Raw genomic sequence first — 17,408 nt, 5'->3', positions numbered from 1 at the left:
GTAAAAAACTCCAAAATTTTAGTAAGGCTTTTAATTTTCCATTAAACATATTTAACTATAAAGTTAAAACGCTTGTTTTGCCAAAATAATATATGATTTTAACCAAATAATTCCATAGCGTCTTTGTATGCACTGACCAACGAAGCTAAAGTAACAAAACCACCGATAATTAAAAAAATCATTTCGATTTTTTTTTCTTTTATTCTCTTTTATTTTTTCCTTTTTATCTTCCTCTTGATTTTGTTCAATATGCAAAATATCAACAAGATTTTCTATCTGGATTTTAAGCTCTTGATGTTGTTCTAAAATATCGTAATATTGAAATATAATTTTCCATATTGCATGTTTTTGTTGGTAGTTATAGTGCACTGGATTGCTAAAAAAATACTTTAGATTAAAAACATAAAAATCTTTTTTAATATCAATAACATCATGATAATTTTCTTCATCTATAATACTTGAAGTTAAATTCAAATAATACTCCATTTTCTCACGATAAGCCAAAGAAAGCGCAAACATAGTCATTGTATCGTTAAATTTACTTTCACAATTATTAAATCTAGCCTGAAATAAAAAGCCTTTTTCTGAAAACACAACTTTAATATCTGGATTATCATAACAATTTGATTTATCTATTTTTAATGTAGAACTACCTCTTAATAGTTGCGATATTTTACCATCATTCATATTTTCATCGGTATATACAACTATATGATCTATCACACCTTTTTTAAATTGACAATACTCTTGACTTACCGAGACTCCATCTTTTATACATATAATACATATATCAAAAATTTTATATATTAATATTGTATCTTTGGCATACTTTTGGTCTTCTATATTGGTGTAAATTTCTAAATTTTGAGCCAAAAAGGTATGAAAAAAATCTTTTGTTCTTGTATCTTCTTTAAATTTATCCTTGCAAAAATTTTCGATAATTTTAACTTGATATGTATTTATCATGACATCTTCCTATTTTATAATATTATAAATTTAACTTATTGTTATAAATACGATTAAGATGAATTGTAAAACTTTAAATGCTTAAAAGAATTTTAAAATAGTGGTGCGGATGAAAGGACTTGAACCTTCACGCATTGCTGCACCAGATCCTAAGCCTAATGCGTTTTGTTATCATTTTTTATCAAAGTATTGAAAAATAGGCGTTTTATTATTTAAGTTTATCTTAAAAATAGTATTATTTTATACCATTTTGAGAAAAAAACCGCTACCAAAACCGCTACCACTAAAATCCATTTGAGATACCATTTTTAGTATATTTTTAATTTTATATTATGTAAAAAATAATAAAATTTTCTGCGTAAATTAAAAGCAAAAAAGGAATATCTTGAAAAATCTAGTAAAAATAAAAGAATACAAGGGTATATATTTTATAGACAAAGATAAGAAATTAGAGGATATAAAAGAAATTAGCTTAGTAGAATTACAAAGAAGATTAACTATACCATACGAATTAGCTATAAGATATTATGAAGGAAAAAAATCAAGTTATGAGATATTTCCTATTTTAAATAACACCCAGACCCTTAAAAAGAATTGTGAGTTAATTGCCTTGCAAAGAATTAATGGAAAATTTGCAAAGAAATTTAAAATTAAAGAACCTAAACTAAATGAAGTGTTTGAAGAATGGATTAGTATGCGAAAAAATACTATTTCTAAAAAACATTATGAGGTAACCATATTTTCATATAATGCACATATAAAAGATATTATAGGTAACATCAAAATAAAACAAGTCAAATTAAAAGATATGCAAAGTATTGTCAATAAAATGATTGATCAAGGTAAATCTCCAAGAACAACAAAAACAATAAAAGATATACTTTCTCCAGTATTTGAATTTGCTATTAAAAATGATTATATAGAAAAAAATATAGCAAGAGAAATAGAGATACAAAAATTTGATAACAAAAGATATTTTACTATTGATGATGAGGATAGAAATGCTCTTTATAAAGCTATTATAAATTATGAAAATTTAATGATAAGAGCTATGTTTATATTTCTTTTACATGGAAGAAGAAAAAGTGAAGTTCTTACATTAAAATGGGATAATATTGACTTTGCTAATAAAATTTATTTTTTACCTTCAAGCCAAAACAAATCAAGGAAAAACTTACAATTTCCGTTAAGTTCTTTACAAATAGAAGCTTTAAAAAGCATTGGAGTAAAAAATAAAGGGTATATTTTTATTAAAGAAGATGGAAACCCTTATAAAGATATAAGATGGCATTGGGATAAAATAAATCAAAAATTAAAAACTCCTATTAGATTGCATGACTTAAGACATTTAATAGGATATATAGGTATTAATATGGGTATATCTTTAGAAGCTATTGGAGAAACATTAGGACATTCAAGCATAGGGGTTACAAAAAGATATGCAAATATTAAAAATGAAACTATTAATAATACTCTAAATGCTATTTTTAGTAATTTTAAAACTGAAAAACACTAATTTACAATGGTTTTTTAGGTTTTTCGGTTTTTTGGTTAAGTGTGATTAAAATTTTAAACTATTTTTAGAGCTATTAAGTTTTAAATATTCATCAAGATCATCTTTTTTAAAAACAAGTTTTTTGCCAATTTTACAAAAAGGAACTTTTCCTAAATTACAATCCTTGTAAAGTTTTGAAGTGCTTATTTTTAAATAATTTGAAGCCTGTTGTACATTTAAATTTTCATCAGTTTTATTCTTGATTAATTCATTTTCTTTTAAAATCTTTTTAAAAATATCTTCAAGATCACTAGCTTTGCAAATTACTATATTATCCATATCCATTATTTTTCCTCATTTTTTAAGTAATAATAAATCGAATTGTTATCAAAACGATCTTTGAGCATGCACCATTTTCCTTTTTTTGCATATTCTTGCAAAAGTTTTCTTGCCTTTTCACGACCGACATATCTTTTGCAATTTCTTAAGACTAGGTTGATTAATTCATTTTGCTTAAAACGACCCATCTTTAAAATCTCTAAAACAGTTTTTATAAACTCTATCTCATAAGAACTCATCTCAACACTGTCAAATTCCATTCTTTCTAAATTGCTAAAATTTAAAACTTTGAATGCTATTTTTTCAAGTATAAATCTTCCAAGTTTTTCTGGTCTTAACAAAATAGAATTCATCTCTTCAGTGTATTCACATCTATAGCTAAAATCAGCATAATCAACAATTTGATGACTATCAGAAAAAACTCCGCTTTTATTTAAATGGTGAATAAAAAGCACAGTCCCGCCTTTTTTTCGAATTATTTTCTCTTTTGAAAATAAATAATTTGGATCAATAAATCTTCCTATTTTTCTAGTGACACAATTTAAAGAGTCAACAATTATAAATACATTAAATTTCTCTTGAATTTTTATTATTTCATCGCATATGTTTTCAAAATATATGAATTTTTTATCAGAGCATGTTAAATCTATTACAAAAAAACGGTTGGTAAAATTTTCAAGAAGATTTGCGAAACCATATTTTTTTAAACTCGAAAGTCCCATATCTGCATTTATATAAAACACTCTAATTTCATTATCTTTCTTTAAAATTTCCTTGCAAAAATACAAACAAACACTTGTCTTTCCGCTACCACTACTACCATAAAGCAAACCCAAAGATTCTTTCGGTATCAAATCTTTTAAGAGCCATGATTCTTGACAAGATTGAAAATTTTCCAATTTCAATGAAAATTTTTTTATGTTTTCCATATTATAATCCTTTTTTAGAATTATAAATTCTTTAATTTAAAATAATATAAATTTTTATTTTATTTTTAACAAAAATATTTTAATATTTTAATAATTTTATATAGGATAATTCTATTATGATAAAAGAAAATATTAAGTTTTTAAGAAAACAACGCAAATTAACACAACAAGAGTTGGGCAAAATTTTAAATGTAGGACAAAAAACAGTAAGTATGTGGGAAAAAGGAAATAACAATATTACACTTCCTACAATATTAAAAATATGTGAGCATTTTCAAATTAGTCCAAATGAGCTACTAGCAAATAATTTAGCGGATATGGAATTACATAGAAATCTTAGAAATTACAATAGACTTACACATGAATTACAGCTAAAAAATGGCTTAAATGATTTTTTAAAATCAAACATTGTAAATATGCAACTTCAAAAAATATCTAAACATATTCGTTCTCTCAAAGGTGTAGGATTTATAGAGAAATTAAGTGAAAGCTGGAGTGGAAACGGAGAGAAAATGCTTTTAATTCTTCTTTTGTTTATCAAACACTTAAACAAGATAGAATTAAGCCACACAACAATGAGTAAAAAAGATTTTATAAACATGTTAAAGAAATTCAAAATTTCTTTAAAAAATATCAAATTATACTCTTTAATTTTAAGTGAAAAAGACAAAATAAATACTATAGAGTGGGTAGAAAACAACTTAGACGAGATCGATGTAAATGCTTTATTTATTGATTTAAGAAAAGATGTTGAAAAAATAATTATAAATGAGCTTAATTCGTTTAATTATTTAATTTTTAAGGATTAAAACAGATAATATTTGCTGGTTGTTATTTACCAGCTAAAATTTTGCAACAGAATATGAAGTCATTCTGACAAAGATTTGTTAGTTTTTAAAATAACCGTTTTTGCTATTCTTTAATTCTTTATATTGTATTTTGATTGTTTTATTTATGTAATTTTACATAAATAAAAAGTTTTTCAAATTTACAACAAAATCCTTTATGCTATAATAAAAAAATAAAATTATATAAGAAAGGATATAAATGGCTATAAAAATTGAAATTAGCGGATTTGATAAGGATTTTTTGCCTGTTTTTGAGAGTTTGGCTAAAAGCTTAAGAGCTACTTATTGTTTGTTAGAATATGATATCCCAGATGAGAATAAACAAAGTTCTATGAAAAAATCTTTAGAAGAAATGAAAAATGGAGAATATGAAACTTTTAAAAACTTTGATGAGTATAAAAGGGCTATGCGTGAAATATGAAATTAGAGTTTTAAAAGAATACAAGAAAAATTACAAGAAGCTAACACTAAAAGAAAAAGATTTAGTAGATGAAATAGTTTATCGCTTATCTAACAATGAAACTCTTGAAAGAAAATACAAAGATCATAAACTAAAAGGTGAATTTAAAGATCTTAGAGAGTGTCATGTAAAACCTGATTTGCTCTTAATTTATCAAAAACAAGATGATAAGCTTATTTTAACCTGTATTAATATAGGTTCTCATAGTGAGTTGTTTTAAATAATTGAAGTTAAATTAATCAAGTTAATAAAAATCCATAACTATACATTAAGTCACTTATATCACTATAAAAATAAAAAAAAGGAAAACACTATGGAAAAACTATCCCAAGAAGAAATACAAAAAGCTATGAGAGAATGTGTAGTAAGTTCTTATACTTATGATCCAGCTAATCCTAACGGTTATTCTCAAGATTTATTTGATGTAGAAAATGAAGTTTTTGCTAAAGATTATGAGTTTATAGAAAAATGTGGTTTAGATGATATGGTAAAACACAAAGAAAGCGGTTGTGTTTTTAAAGTTTTTTACAAACAAGATCACAAAGTTAGACTTCTTAGAGTTAGCAATATGCAAGCAATGAATAGTTTTGAAAGCTATAGGGGCATAATGGCAAAAATAATAGGTTTTAAACCAGAAGATCAAGAGTGATAATAAAAGCAAACAGTTTCTAAGAAGTTTAGTGAATTTTTAGAAGAACATCATATTTTTCCTATAAATTCTAATATAAGAAAAGAGATATCTAAAAATTTTATCTCATCTAATGATAATATAATTAATAATATAGCAAATATAGCACTTATTACAAAAGAATCTAATAATAAAATTAATAATAAAAATCCAAGCACATATATAAAAGAGTTGCTAAATAAAAAAATACAAGATAATCAACAAGAACAATTTTTTAAAGATTTAGAAACACATTTTATAACAAAAGATATGGTTGAATATTTATTAAATGATGATTTTGAGAATTTTATTATTAATCGAACAGCTTTAATTTATGATTATATGAAAAACATTTACTTAAATTCATAGGATAACTATGTTATCCTAACTATAAAATATATATCAACAAGATATAGTAAAAACTTTAAATAATTTTTACTTTAAGTTTTCTAGCATAAAATTCATCATAGTCCAAACGCTTGAAAGTATAGTTACTGTAGTTGCTACTGCAGTACCTAAAAGCCAATAAAGTGCTTTTTGCTTAGCGCTAGAAATTTGTTCTGAGAATTCAGTTTTAACTTCAGCTATTTTGGTGTTAATAATTCCTTCTAGTCTTGCAACTTCAGAATAAATTAAACTTTCCAATCTTTTAATCTCTGATTGAAATAAATCTTTACTTACAAGCTCTTGTCTTATTTCTTCTATAGCTTGATTTTTAAGATTTTCAAAATTCAATCTTTGAGTAGTTGCTCTATCATTAACAACCTCTTCAAAAGCTTTAATTAATTTTTGTGATTGTTCAGGATTAGAAAAAATACTTTCTAATAAAGCTTTGAAACTTTCATTAAGTATATACTCTTTTTCCTGAGCCATAATATTTCCTTGCATATTTAATCCTTTGTCATTATAACACAATTTGTTATAGGTTATTTATTCTATATATCAAGCTTTTGTATTTAACTTAATTAAGCTGTTTTATATTTTATACTAGATTGTAGGCATTTCCAATGTTTTTTGCACATATTCACTATATGCAACTTCAACTATAAAAGGCTTATTTGTATCAGTTCTATAAACTTCACAAATTGCAACCAAATCTTGAGCGTATTGCTATTGATTATTCACTAATTTTGGATAGTTTTTAATCTCACTATAAGAACGAATACCACCAAATTTTCCGCTTTTGTGAGCAATAGCTAAAAAGCTCATCTCTACTCACTAAAGGTTCTATTTTTTCAACCCACACATCTTTACCATTTTTTGTAACTTTTGCTCTACGAGGAACAAAAAATACTTGGCGCAAGAAAGAATCTAGATCATATTTAGTTGCAACACCAAGATAATATTTTATTTCTGTTTTATTACTCCCAACTTATAGAGTGTGTTAAAAGCTAAAGACTAACTTTTTCTTTCATTAATGTATTTATCGTTAAATAATGAGCTACTAAAACCAATGTGCCAAAAATAAGAGTGATAGCGCCGATTAAAATAGCTATATTATAACCATCCATTCTCTCTTATTTTCTTTTAAAAAAAGATCAATCTTTAAGAAAGATCGATAATAGTGCAACTATCGCCCATTTGCAAACCATAAAGACTATTTACAAATAATCCTACGCCAATAGATTCCATGAATCTTAAGATTGTTTCGCAGGTATTTTTATAAATAATGCTTTTTAAAATTTTATTTTATATATTATCTAGCAATAAAAAATAAAAGCTAAAAGATATAAACATGCTTCTAATAATAAAATATCAAAATCAATTATTTTTTATTATTATCGGTTTTTTTATCTTTATCAAAGTCATAAAATGTCACAAATATGGCAACTGTTATTGCAAAGGCTAATACAATATATTGTCCCATTTTATTTCCTTTTTTTGTTATAAAAATTATTAAATTAATATATTATCTAATCAATTTTAAAAATACAATATTATTTTTTAATTATAATATTTCCAAAGATCTAGCTTTTATCAACTTTGTATTATATCCATAATTGCTTTGTTGATATTTTTGATATTTGCGAAATCTACAAATTTCTACTAAGAATAGTTTAAATAATATATTTACAAAAAAAATTATTTATAAGTTACAAAGTTAATTTTTGATATATTCTTTATATTATTAGCTTAGGAGTTTTAATGAGTGCAAACGAAACTACTTTTGAAATCATCTTAGAAAAATTAAAAAAAGCAAATTTAAACACTAGATCGAAGGGATCTATGTTTGAAAAACTTTCAAAACATCTTTTAAAAGAAAAAGATACAGCAAATATTTATAAAAATATTTATCTTTGGGATGAATGGGATAAAAAAGATGGGCAAGATTGTGGTATTGATCTAATCATTCAAACAAAAGATGATGATTATATTGCAGTTCAATGTAAATTTTATGAAAATTCAAAAGTAGATTTTAAAGATTTAAGTACTTATTTTAGCAAGTTGCAAAGTGGAATAGGGGAGATTAAATTTAGTAAAGGCATTATTATAAGTACTAGCAATCTTACTCAAAACGCTAAAAAAGAGATGGAGCAAATTTTAAAAAACACACCTATAGAATTGATCACTTTAGAAGATTTTTTAAATTCAAACATAAGTTGGGATAAATTTGATCCAAATAATTCTTTAGAGCTGCCAATTACTGCAAAGAAAAAACCAAGAGAACATCAAATACAAGCCATAAATAACACAAAAGAATATTTTGCAAACAAAAATAATACAAGAGGCAAGCTTATCATGGCTTGTGGTACTGGGAAAACTTTTACTTCTTTAAAAATTATAGAAGAAATTACTCCTAAAAATTCCATTGTTTTATTTTTAGCTCCTAGTATAGCTTTAGTAGGGCAAACATTTAGAGAATATTGCAAAGAGAAAACTGATGATTTTGTTGCTTCTATTGTATGCTCAGATAGTAAATCAGGTAAAAGCATTGAAGATGATATAGATATTTTAGAATTGCCCATTCCTGCTTCTACTGATACACAAAGCATTAAAAAAGCTTACGATATAGCTAAAAAAGACAACAAAAGATTTATCATCTTTTCTACTTATCAAAGTGTTGAAAAAATCATGCAAGCTCAAAAACAAAACGATCTAGATGAGATTGATCTAATCATTTGCGATGAAGCTCACAGAAGTGTAGGAAATTTATATTCAGGTAAGGAAAAAGATAAACTAAATACTTTTACTCTATGCCATAGTGATGAAAACATCAAAGCAAAAAAAAGAATTTACATGAGTGCTACTCCAAAGATTTATTCTAGTTCTCAAAAAAGCAAAGCTTTGGAAAGTGATAATGAAGTATTTTCTATGGATGATGAAGAAATTTTTGGAGATGAAATTTATAGTATTAATTTTAGAGAAGCAGTTGAAAAAGGCTTACTCACCGATTATAAAGTTATTATTTTAGCTATTAAACAAGAAGGTATTGCAAACATAGCAAATACAGCCATAGCAAAATTAAAAGATGAAAAAAATGTAGATGAAAAATATGTAGATATAGACTTTGTATCTAAAATCATAGGTACGCATAAAGGTTTAGCAAGAAATGATTTAGTTGCTCTTGATGAAAACAACCAAATAGATAATGACTTTTTAGAAGAAATGGATAGTAATATTTCAAGAAGAGTTATAAATTTTTGCAAAAGCATAAGAGATTCTAAAAATATAACCAATTCTTTTAAAATTATTATGCAATGCTATGATGAAGCATTAAAAAAAGATTCTTTTAAAAATCTTGATATAAACATAGATCATGTTGATGGAACTATGAACTCCAATATAAGATTAAATAAACTAAATAATCTTAACTCCCCAAAAGAAAATACTTGTAATATACTAAGCAATGCAAGATGTTTAAGTGAAGGTGTGGATGTACCTGCTTTAGATAGTGTAGTATTTTTTGATGGAAGAAATTCTATGGTAGATATAATCCAATCAGTAGGTAGAGTAATGAGAAAAGCTCCAAATAAAAAAACAGGTTATATCATACTGCCTTTAGCATTAAGCGAGAATGAGCTTTCAAATTTAGACGAGGCTATAAAAAATACCAATTTTTTAAATATATGGAATATCTTAAAAGCCTTAAGAAGTCACGATGATACCTTAGTAGATGAGGCTGTATTTAAAGAAAAGATCAAAATAGCTGTGGCTGATTATGTGGCAGATGAAAGCTCAAATAATACAGATAAAAACTATGAGCCAAGCTTGTTTGATAGCTTTACCTTAAGTGAGCTTGCAAACACGATGTATAATGCCATACCAACTAAGCTTGGCGATAAAGGTTATTGGCAAAGCTTTAGTGCAAAAACAGCTAAAATAGTAGAAAAATTAAATATAAGATTAAATGCTATCTTTAAAGATCATCCTGAAATTTTAGAAGAATTTTTAACTTCCTTAAAAGAAAATATTCACCCAAACATCAAAGAAGATGAAGCCATAGATATGATATGCTCTCACATTATAACTAAACCTATATTTGATGTTTTATTTGATAAAAATATGGATGATAATCCTATAGGAAAAGCTCTTGATGAAGTAAATCAAAAGTTAAATACCTTTGGTTTAGATGATGAAGAAACAAGATCTTTAAAAGCTTTATATAAAAACGTAGAAGAAAATGTAAAATTAGCAAAAAGTCAAAAAAGCAAACAAGAACTCATTAAAAACTTATACGATACTTTCTTTAGATCAGCTTTTAAAAAACAAGCTGAAAAATTAGGCATAGTTTATACTCCTATGCAAGTTGTTGATTTTATACTTCATTCTGTTAATGAGCTTTTAAAAAGACATTTTAATACAGATTTTAACGATGAAAATGTAAAAATCTTTGATCCATTCACTGGAACTGGAAGTTTTATCACAAGATTATTAAGCAAAGAAAATGACTTAATTAGCGATGAAAATTTCAAAAACAAATACGAAAAAGCAATTTTTGCTCAAGATATTATTTTACTTGCTTATTATATAGCGCTTATTAATATCACTCAAACGGGTAATGAAAGGATAAATACTTTAGATAAATTTAAAAATATAGCCTTAGCTGATAGTCTTGATTATCTAGATAAAAAAACACAAGATAATGGCTTATTTGCCTTAGAATTTAAAGATTTAGAAGAAAATAAAAAAATAAAAGACTTAATAGCCAATGAAAAAATCAAAGTCATCATAGGTAATCCTCCTTATTCAGCTGGAGCAAGTAGCGAAAATGATAATAATGCAAATATTTCTCATCCAAATTTAGAAAAACGCGTCAAAGACACTTATGGCAAAGAATCAAATGCAAAATTAGCTAAAAATACTAGAGATACACTAATCCAAGCTTTGCGTATGGCAAGCGATAAAATAAAAGATAATGGTATTATAGGTTTTGTGGTAAATGGAGGCTTTATAGATGCAACAAGTGCTGATGGCTTTAGAAAATGCGTAGCTAAAGAATTTAGTGATATTTATATTTTAAATTTAAGAGGAAATCAAAGAACTTCAGGTGAAACTTCAAGAAAAGAAGGTGGAAAAATATTTGATAGTGGCTCAAGAGCAAGTGTAGCCATAGTATTTTTTATAAAAGATACAAATGTTAAAACAAATAAAATTCACTATTATGATATAGGAGATTATCTAGATAGACAAACTAAGCTTGATAAATTAGAAAATTTTAAAAGTGTATTAAATGTGCCTTTTGTAAATATAATCCCAAATGAAAAAGGCGATTGGATCAATCAAAGAAGAGATGATTTTGATAATTTAATGCCTTTAAAATCAAGTAAAGAAGAATATGGAGTCTTTATTATAAATTCTTGTGGTGTAGTAACTGGGCGTGATAGCTGGGTTTATAATTTTTCTAAAGAAAAGCTTGGACATTCTATGCAAAAATGCATAGCTACTTATAATGAAGACTTAGCTAAATTTGATCACAAAGCATTTTTAGAAAAAAATAAAAATATTAAAAAATCAGAACTTTACAAGCAATTAAGCGATAAAGACATAAGCATAGATGAAACTAAAATTTCTTGGACTGGATCGCTTAAAGATAAAATCATCAATAATAAAATAATAGACAAATTTAATGAAGAAAATATAAGAGAAATTTCTCATCGTCCCTTTACTAAAGAATATCTTTACTGGAAAAAAACTTGGAATGAAAGGCAATATCAATTGCCAAAATTATTTCCTAAAAATACAGATGAGAATTTGTTGATTTTAACAAGCTTAATGGCGACTAAAGAATTTTCATCTTTTATAGTAAATTCCATAGCAGATTTCCAAACTTTAGCTAATACTCAAGCTTTTCCGCTTTATTTTTACCAAGAAGATGGAAGCAAAGAATATACTATAAGTGATTTTGCTTTAGATGAATTTAAAAAACAATTAAAAGATGAAACTATAAACAAAGAAGATATATTTTATTATATTTATGCGATTTTAAACCACAAAGGCTATTTAGAAAAATACAAATTTGAACTTTCAAAAGAAGCTCCAAGAGTGCCTATAAGTAAAGATTTTAAAAACTTAAGCATTTTGGGTAAAAAGCTAGCCACTTTACATTTAAACTATGAAAATAATGAAATGTTTAAAGAAGTAGAATTTAAAGATGGAGTTTTGGCTGATACAGACAATGATGAGTTTTATAAAGTCACTAAGATGAAAAAACTAGGAAATGATATTTTTTATAATCACAATGTCACTATAAAAAATATACCAAATATTGCTTATGAGTATAAAATCAATGGCAAAAGTGCGATTGATTGGATTATCGATCGCTATCAAATAAGCATAGATAAAAAAAGTTTGATAGAAAATAATCCAAATGATTATCAAGGCGGTAAATACATTTATGAACTTCTTTTAAAAATAATCAATTTATCTATAAAAAGTGTTGATTTGATAGATGAGATTAGCAAAATGGAGTGTGAGTGAAAATACAAATTAAATATCAAGGTTATTTATTATGATTTTAGAAAATGAAATTTTTTCACACATGAAGATTTTCTTTAAAATATATTTTGAAGAAAATAAAAAAGGAAATTATCTTCCTGATAAGTTTAAAAGTTTTGGCGAAATTGAAAATATCGATAAAAAAATTAAAGAATTAAAAAATAATAAAGACAGAAAAGTCAAAGAAGAAATAGGTGAATATTATAAAGAAAAAAGAAAAATTTTAAATAAATTATTTTGTGAAATACAAAATAAAATAGACAGTGAAAAACTAAATATCCACATAGATATTAAGAGTATAAAAGATAAAGATACTTATATTGTAGATACTAAAAATGAAGCTTTATTTTTTGCGTTGAAATTTGCACAAAAGGATATACAAAGATCTTTTAAGGTTAAACAATCTGATAGAAATGCAATAATTGAACAAATAAAATGTTTAATAGATGATGAAATTCCTAAATTTATTATAAGACTTGATATAAAAAATTTTTATGAAACTATACCTCATGATAAGTTAAAAAAAATAATTAAAGAAAATTATATTTTAGAGCCAACATCAAAAAAAATCATTTTTGCTATATTAAAAGAATATAGCAAATTATCCAACAATCAAAATATAGGAATCCCTAGAGGAATAGGGATTAGTGCTTATTTATCTGAACTTTATATGAGAGATTTTGATAAAAAAGTTGATAGTTTAGAAGAAGTTGTATATTATGCAAGATATGTAGATGATATTATAATAATTAGTACTTCGAACATAGAAAACAAAATTGAAAATTTATTAGAAAAAGAAACACAATTATCTTTTCATAATAGCACAAGCCAAAAAAGAAAAATCATTGATACTTCAAAAAATGGACAGTTACATTTTGATTTTCTCGGATATGCTTTTAAAAAAGAAAAAGAAAAATTATCAATTGGTTTAAGTAAAAATAAAATAAAAAAATATAAAAACAAAATAACCAAGACCATAGAATGTTACAACAAACAAAGCAAGCACAATGAGAAAAATGCTAGAAAAATGCTAGAAAAAAGACTAAAATACTTGACCGGAAACACAGCCTTAAAAGGTGTTAAAAAACATATATATACAGGTGTATTTTACTCAAATAGGTATGTTAACAATATTAGTTGTTTTCAAGGATTAGATGTTTTTTTAAAATACAAAATAAATAAAATAAATCCATATGAAAAATTAAATATTGATTTAGAAAAGTTAAAAAGCAAAATAATACAAAAATATTCTTTTGTAAAAAATTTCGAAAACAAAAAAATTTTTCATTTTAAAAATAATGATGACTTAAAAAATATATCTTTGGCATGGAAAAATTAATATGAAATACAAAAAATACAAAATAAGATACAAAAAAGAAAGAGTTGTTTTATCAGAAATTTTACCTTATGAAGTTCCTTTAATATTTTCAAATAAAAATTTTTATAATTTTTTATTAAAATATAAAATAGAAATAAATAATTATTTTGATAATTCTACAAATATTAAAAAAAGTTGCGAAAAAATACTAAACATACTTTTTATAGATAGAAAATTTGATGATTATACCATACCTTTTCACTTTAAAATTCCACACAAAACAAATGAATATAGAAAATTATCAATCATACATCCAGTACATCAAATCAAAGTTATGAATTTTTATGATACTTACAAACAAGCTATTTTGTATTTTTCAAGTAAAAGTGAATTTTCCATCAGAAAACCCTATAAAGTTGCTAATTTATTTTATAATAAAAATGATTTTACGAATACAAAAAACATAGATGACGAATTAAATAACAGTATAGAAATAAAACATCATAAAGAAAAATATTTTAAAAGTTTTTTTGCTTATAAAAAATATAGTCATATATATATGTTTTATGAATCATATGAGTATCAAAAAAATGAGAAATTATTTAAAAAATTATATAAATTTGACATTAGCAAGTGTTTTGATAGTATATATACACACTCTATCGCTTGGGCTATTTATGACAAAAAAACAATAAAGGATAATTTAAATAAAATTAATAATACATTTGCTGATGAATTTGATAAATTAATGCAAAATATGAATTATAAAGAAACAAATGGTGTCTTAATAGGGCCTGAATTTTCTCGTATCTTTGCAGAATTAATATTACAAAAAATAGATAAATTAGTTCTAAATAAATTAACTAAAAATGAAAATAATATATTACATAAAAAAGACTATGTAATTTTCAGATATGTAGATGATTATTTTCTTTTTTATAATGAAGATGATGTAAAAAATTTGATCATCCAAACTTTTAATAATGAGTTACAAAAATATAAGTTTTATCTAAATGAAACTAAAATGGAAGAATTTGCTAAGCCTTTTGTCACTAATATAACAATAGCTAAGAAAAAAATCAAAGATTCATTAAAAGAATTTGATTTCGATAACAACAATAAACACACAATAAGCTCGAAAGATATGATTGTCAATTTTAAAGCAATTTTAAAAGAAAATGAAATTAAATACAACGATATTTTAAATTACACTTTAGCAATCATTGATAAAAAAATAGATTTTATTAAGAAAGATATAAATAAAAATAAATATATAATTCTTGAAAATATTATGGATAATCCTAGCAAAATTAACACTGAATTAATTTTAGTAAAAATGAAAACAATTTTAAATAACATTAAGAAAAATAAAACAAAAGACATGCAAAAAGATATTAAAAATATAATACAAACTATTGATATTCGTATAAAAAATTTAAAAATGAAAAAAGATCTTGAGTATGATACACTTGAAAAAGACTTTATTGAAAGTATTAATAATTGTGAAAAAACTATCGAAGATTTAAAAGCTAGTGCTCATAAATACAAAGAAATCACTGAATATATCAATAGTAGCTTAGATGAACTTAGCATGTTAAAAGATTTTTATGAAACATATATAAATACAAAAGATAGTTTTAAAGAATCGATTAATGAATCTGATGAACTTTTTTCTTTTAATGGAGATGATGAATTTAATAATACAAAATCTTCAATTAAAAATGACTGCTTAAAAATAAAAGATAAACTTTTTACTCATTTGAAAGAAATGTTAAAATTTGTTTTTTTTATTTATTCAGAATCAGACAAAACTTCTGCTACGGTTAAATTATCTTTAATTCTTGCTAAATTAATTAGCTTTATGAATCATAATTATTTTGATAAATATTTAAAAAACAAACTTTATAAACTTGTTTTTGATGAAATTCATCATTTATTAAAAAGAAATAAAAGCAGAAAATATTCACACAATCAAAATTTATATTTATTAATTAACTTAAAAGAGATAAAAAGTTACAAAAAACTTGATTTTAATATTCTAAAAACAATTTTCTTAAGTGAAGAAATGAATTACTTTGATATTGTAATACTATTGTATTATATAGAGAATGATCCTGAATTTAAAGAGATAAAAGAACAAGTCAAAGAAAAAATTATTAATAAATATAAAGATTTTAATAACAAAAATACAGAATTAACATTATTGAGTATGGATATTCTTGCTTGTCCTTTTCTTGATAAAGATTTTAAAGTAAAAATTTTAGAAAATTACAAAATTGATGAAAGGGGTTTACAAAACTATATTATAAAATTTTCCATGAAACAAAAATTTTGGTTTATAAAATGGAAAAACATTGATATATTAAAGGAGCTTGAAGAAAAGAAATCTTACGAAGTTTACTAATCTTATAGTATAATTCAACATACGCATTCACAGATAAATTTTCAAACACACACATATGCGAAATAAACTAGTCTGTGGTTTATTTTATAAACCTAAGAGATTTACTTTTCTTAGGTTTATTTTGTGATCGATTTGATAAATTATTATTTTTTATAAATTATTGCTATAATGTACTATCGTCACGGCAAGTAATATCCGTTCAAGCTTGCCAAAATTACACAAATAATAACTAAACACCACTTCCTTAACATAACCCAACAAAACAAGCTCATAAATCGATTTTAATTATTTAATGCTAGGTTGGATATTGCTTTATAGTAGATTTTTGATTTTAGGCTTGTTTTTGTTTGTTTTTAGTGGTATTTAATTGCAATAAAATCTTTATAATATTTTCAAAGTCTTCAACATCTTCATTTAATAAAGCGCATTTATTGCTTAATATGGCATATTTATAAGCATTAATAATATCTAAATCAGGATATTTTTCTTGTAAGCTTTTTATTTTGCCTGATTGCTTTACTCTAGCAAGTTTTGATTTATAGAGATTTTTATATTTATCATAAAGTGAAGAGCTAATGCCAATTAAAGCACCTTCATTTTTAGTTTTGTTAAATACTTTTAAGACGAATTTGATACAGCCATTTTTTCTGTTAATGCGTCTTGTATCATAAGGATTTTTTAAAGAATATTTAGTGCAATTTACTACCCAAGTGTGAATTATTTTTTCTAATCTATCACTTTTGTTTTGTGTAGGAGTTTCATCTAGTTTTATCTCATCTTTAGGATTATCAGCAGATACAGTTTTTTTGAAAAATATATTTTTAAACACAGAATAACTTGCCTTTTTTAACAAAAATTTATAATATTTTATCATACAAAAATTACAAAATCATAACATTTTCATTTTTTAAAAAAACACAGCAAATCTCAAAAAAATACTAAAGGTAACGAAAACATATAATCTAATACTTACGAAGTAATGTATTGCAAAAACGATTATTTTTAACAAAAATGACAAATTTTATAAAAATCTATAAAAAATACAC

General features: G+C 24.2%; 14 protein-coding genes and 1 tRNA gene. 9 read left to right on the top strand and 6 right to left on the bottom strand.

Annotated elements, in window-relative coordinates; translation table 11 throughout:
- Window positions 1-63: 63 nt before the first annotated feature.
- Both L8V79_RS06080 and L8V79_RS06075 read right to left on the bottom strand, forming a co-directional pair.
- Complete coding sequence (locus L8V79_RS06080; RefSeq protein ID WP_263702881.1) at window positions 64-966, bottom strand: hypothetical protein; 903 nt, start codon at window positions 964-966, stop codon at window positions 64-66.
- A 101-nt stretch (window positions 967-1,067) separates the two neighbouring features.
- Window positions 1,068-1,244 (bottom strand) — tRNA-Leu (locus L8V79_RS06075).
- A 107-nt stretch (window positions 1,245-1,351) separates the two neighbouring features.
- Between L8V79_RS06075 and L8V79_RS06070 the strand changes: the two genes are divergently transcribed.
- Window positions 1,352-2,482, top strand: coding sequence for a tyrosine-type recombinase/integrase (locus L8V79_RS06070; RefSeq protein ID WP_263687776.1), 1,131 nt, complete (start codon window positions 1,352-1,354; stop codon window positions 2,480-2,482).
- A 45-nt stretch (window positions 2,483-2,527) separates the two neighbouring features.
- Here the strand turns inward: L8V79_RS06070 and L8V79_RS06065 are convergent, their stop codons facing one another.
- Window positions 2,528-2,806 carry a helix-turn-helix domain-containing protein gene (locus tag L8V79_RS06065; protein ID WP_167333027.1) on the bottom strand — a complete coding sequence of 93 codons (279 nt, stop codon included), beginning with the start codon at window positions 2,804-2,806 and terminating at the stop codon, window positions 2,528-2,530.
- On the bottom strand, window positions 2,806-3,729 hold the full coding sequence (locus L8V79_RS06060; protein ID WP_043019841.1) for an AAA domain protein: 924 nt from the start codon (window positions 3,727-3,729) through the stop codon (window positions 2,806-2,808). Before L8V79_RS06060 ends, L8V79_RS06065 begins: the two co-directional genes overlap by 1 nt.
- A 116-nt stretch (window positions 3,730-3,845) precedes the next feature.
- On the opposite strand from L8V79_RS06060, the gene L8V79_RS06055 reads away from it, so the two are divergent.
- The 5 genes from L8V79_RS06055 to L8V79_RS08190 all read left to right on the top strand — a co-directional run bounded on the left by L8V79_RS06055 (window position 3,846) and on the right by L8V79_RS08190 (window position 6,073).
- Entirely contained in the window at window positions 3,846-4,538 is a 693-nt protein-coding gene (locus L8V79_RS06055; RefSeq protein WP_263657995.1) for a helix-turn-helix domain-containing protein, read from the top strand.
- 238 nt (window positions 4,539-4,776) lie between these two features.
- The gene (locus L8V79_RS06050) at window positions 4,777-4,998 is read left to right on the top strand and encodes a hypothetical protein (RefSeq protein ID WP_263657996.1); all 222 of its coding nucleotides are present in this window, start codon (window positions 4,777-4,779) and stop codon (window positions 4,996-4,998) included.
- The gene (locus tag L8V79_RS06045) at window positions 4,988-5,257 is read left to right on the top strand and encodes a type II toxin-antitoxin system YafQ family toxin (protein WP_144667570.1); all 270 of its coding nucleotides are present in this window, start codon (window positions 4,988-4,990) and stop codon (window positions 5,255-5,257) included. Before L8V79_RS06050 ends, L8V79_RS06045 begins: the two co-directional genes overlap by 11 nt.
- A 93-nt stretch (window positions 5,258-5,350) precedes the next feature.
- Window positions 5,351-5,686, top strand: a complete 336-nt coding sequence (locus L8V79_RS06040) for a hypothetical protein (protein ID WP_039628369.1) — start codon at window positions 5,351-5,353, stop codon at window positions 5,684-5,686.
- A 210-nt stretch (window positions 5,687-5,896) separates the two neighbouring features.
- Complete coding sequence (locus L8V79_RS08190; protein WP_318529922.1) at window positions 5,897-6,073, top strand: hypothetical protein; 177 nt, start codon at window positions 5,897-5,899, stop codon at window positions 6,071-6,073.
- Window positions 6,074-6,139: 66 nt separating this feature from the next.
- Here the strand turns inward: L8V79_RS08190 and L8V79_RS06030 are convergent, their stop codons facing one another.
- Complete coding sequence (locus L8V79_RS06030) at window positions 6,140-6,592, bottom strand: hypothetical protein (RefSeq protein ID WP_263657999.1); 453 nt, start codon at window positions 6,590-6,592, stop codon at window positions 6,140-6,142.
- A gap of 1,257 nt (window positions 6,593-7,849) precedes the next feature.
- Here L8V79_RS06030 and L8V79_RS06025 point away from each other — a divergent pair.
- The 3 genes from L8V79_RS06025 to drt3b are packed head-to-tail and all read left to right on the top strand — an operon-like array spanning window position 7,850 to window position 16,362.
- Window positions 7,850-12,622: a type ISP restriction/modification enzyme gene (locus tag L8V79_RS06025; protein WP_263702879.1), complete on the top strand. Its 4,773-nt coding sequence runs from the start codon at window positions 7,850-7,852 to the stop codon at window positions 12,620-12,622.
- A gap of 31 nt (window positions 12,623-12,653) precedes the next feature.
- On the top strand, window positions 12,654-13,979 hold the full coding sequence (drt3a, locus tag L8V79_RS06020) for an antiviral reverse transcriptase Drt3a (protein ID WP_263687778.1): 1,326 nt from the start codon (window positions 12,654-12,656) through the stop codon (window positions 13,977-13,979).
- A gap of 1 nt (window position 13,980) precedes the next feature.
- Complete coding sequence (gene drt3b / locus L8V79_RS06015; RefSeq protein WP_263687779.1) at window positions 13,981-16,362, top strand: antiviral reverse transcriptase Drt3b; 2,382 nt, start codon at window positions 13,981-13,983, stop codon at window positions 16,360-16,362.
- A gap of 331 nt (window positions 16,363-16,693) precedes the next feature.
- On the opposite strand, the gene L8V79_RS06010 is transcribed toward drt3b, so the two are convergent.
- Window positions 16,694-17,191: a hypothetical protein gene (locus L8V79_RS06010; RefSeq protein WP_263687780.1), complete on the bottom strand. Its 498-nt coding sequence runs from the start codon at window positions 17,189-17,191 to the stop codon at window positions 16,694-16,696.
- Window positions 17,192-17,408: the final 217 nt, after the last annotated feature.

Origin of the sequence: Campylobacter sp. IFREMER_LSEM_CL2194 (assembly GCF_025771685.1) — a bacterium.
Lineage (GTDB): Bacteria > Campylobacterota > Campylobacteria > Campylobacterales > Campylobacteraceae > Campylobacter_D.
This window is presented reverse-complemented; position numbering and strand designations above follow the sequence as displayed.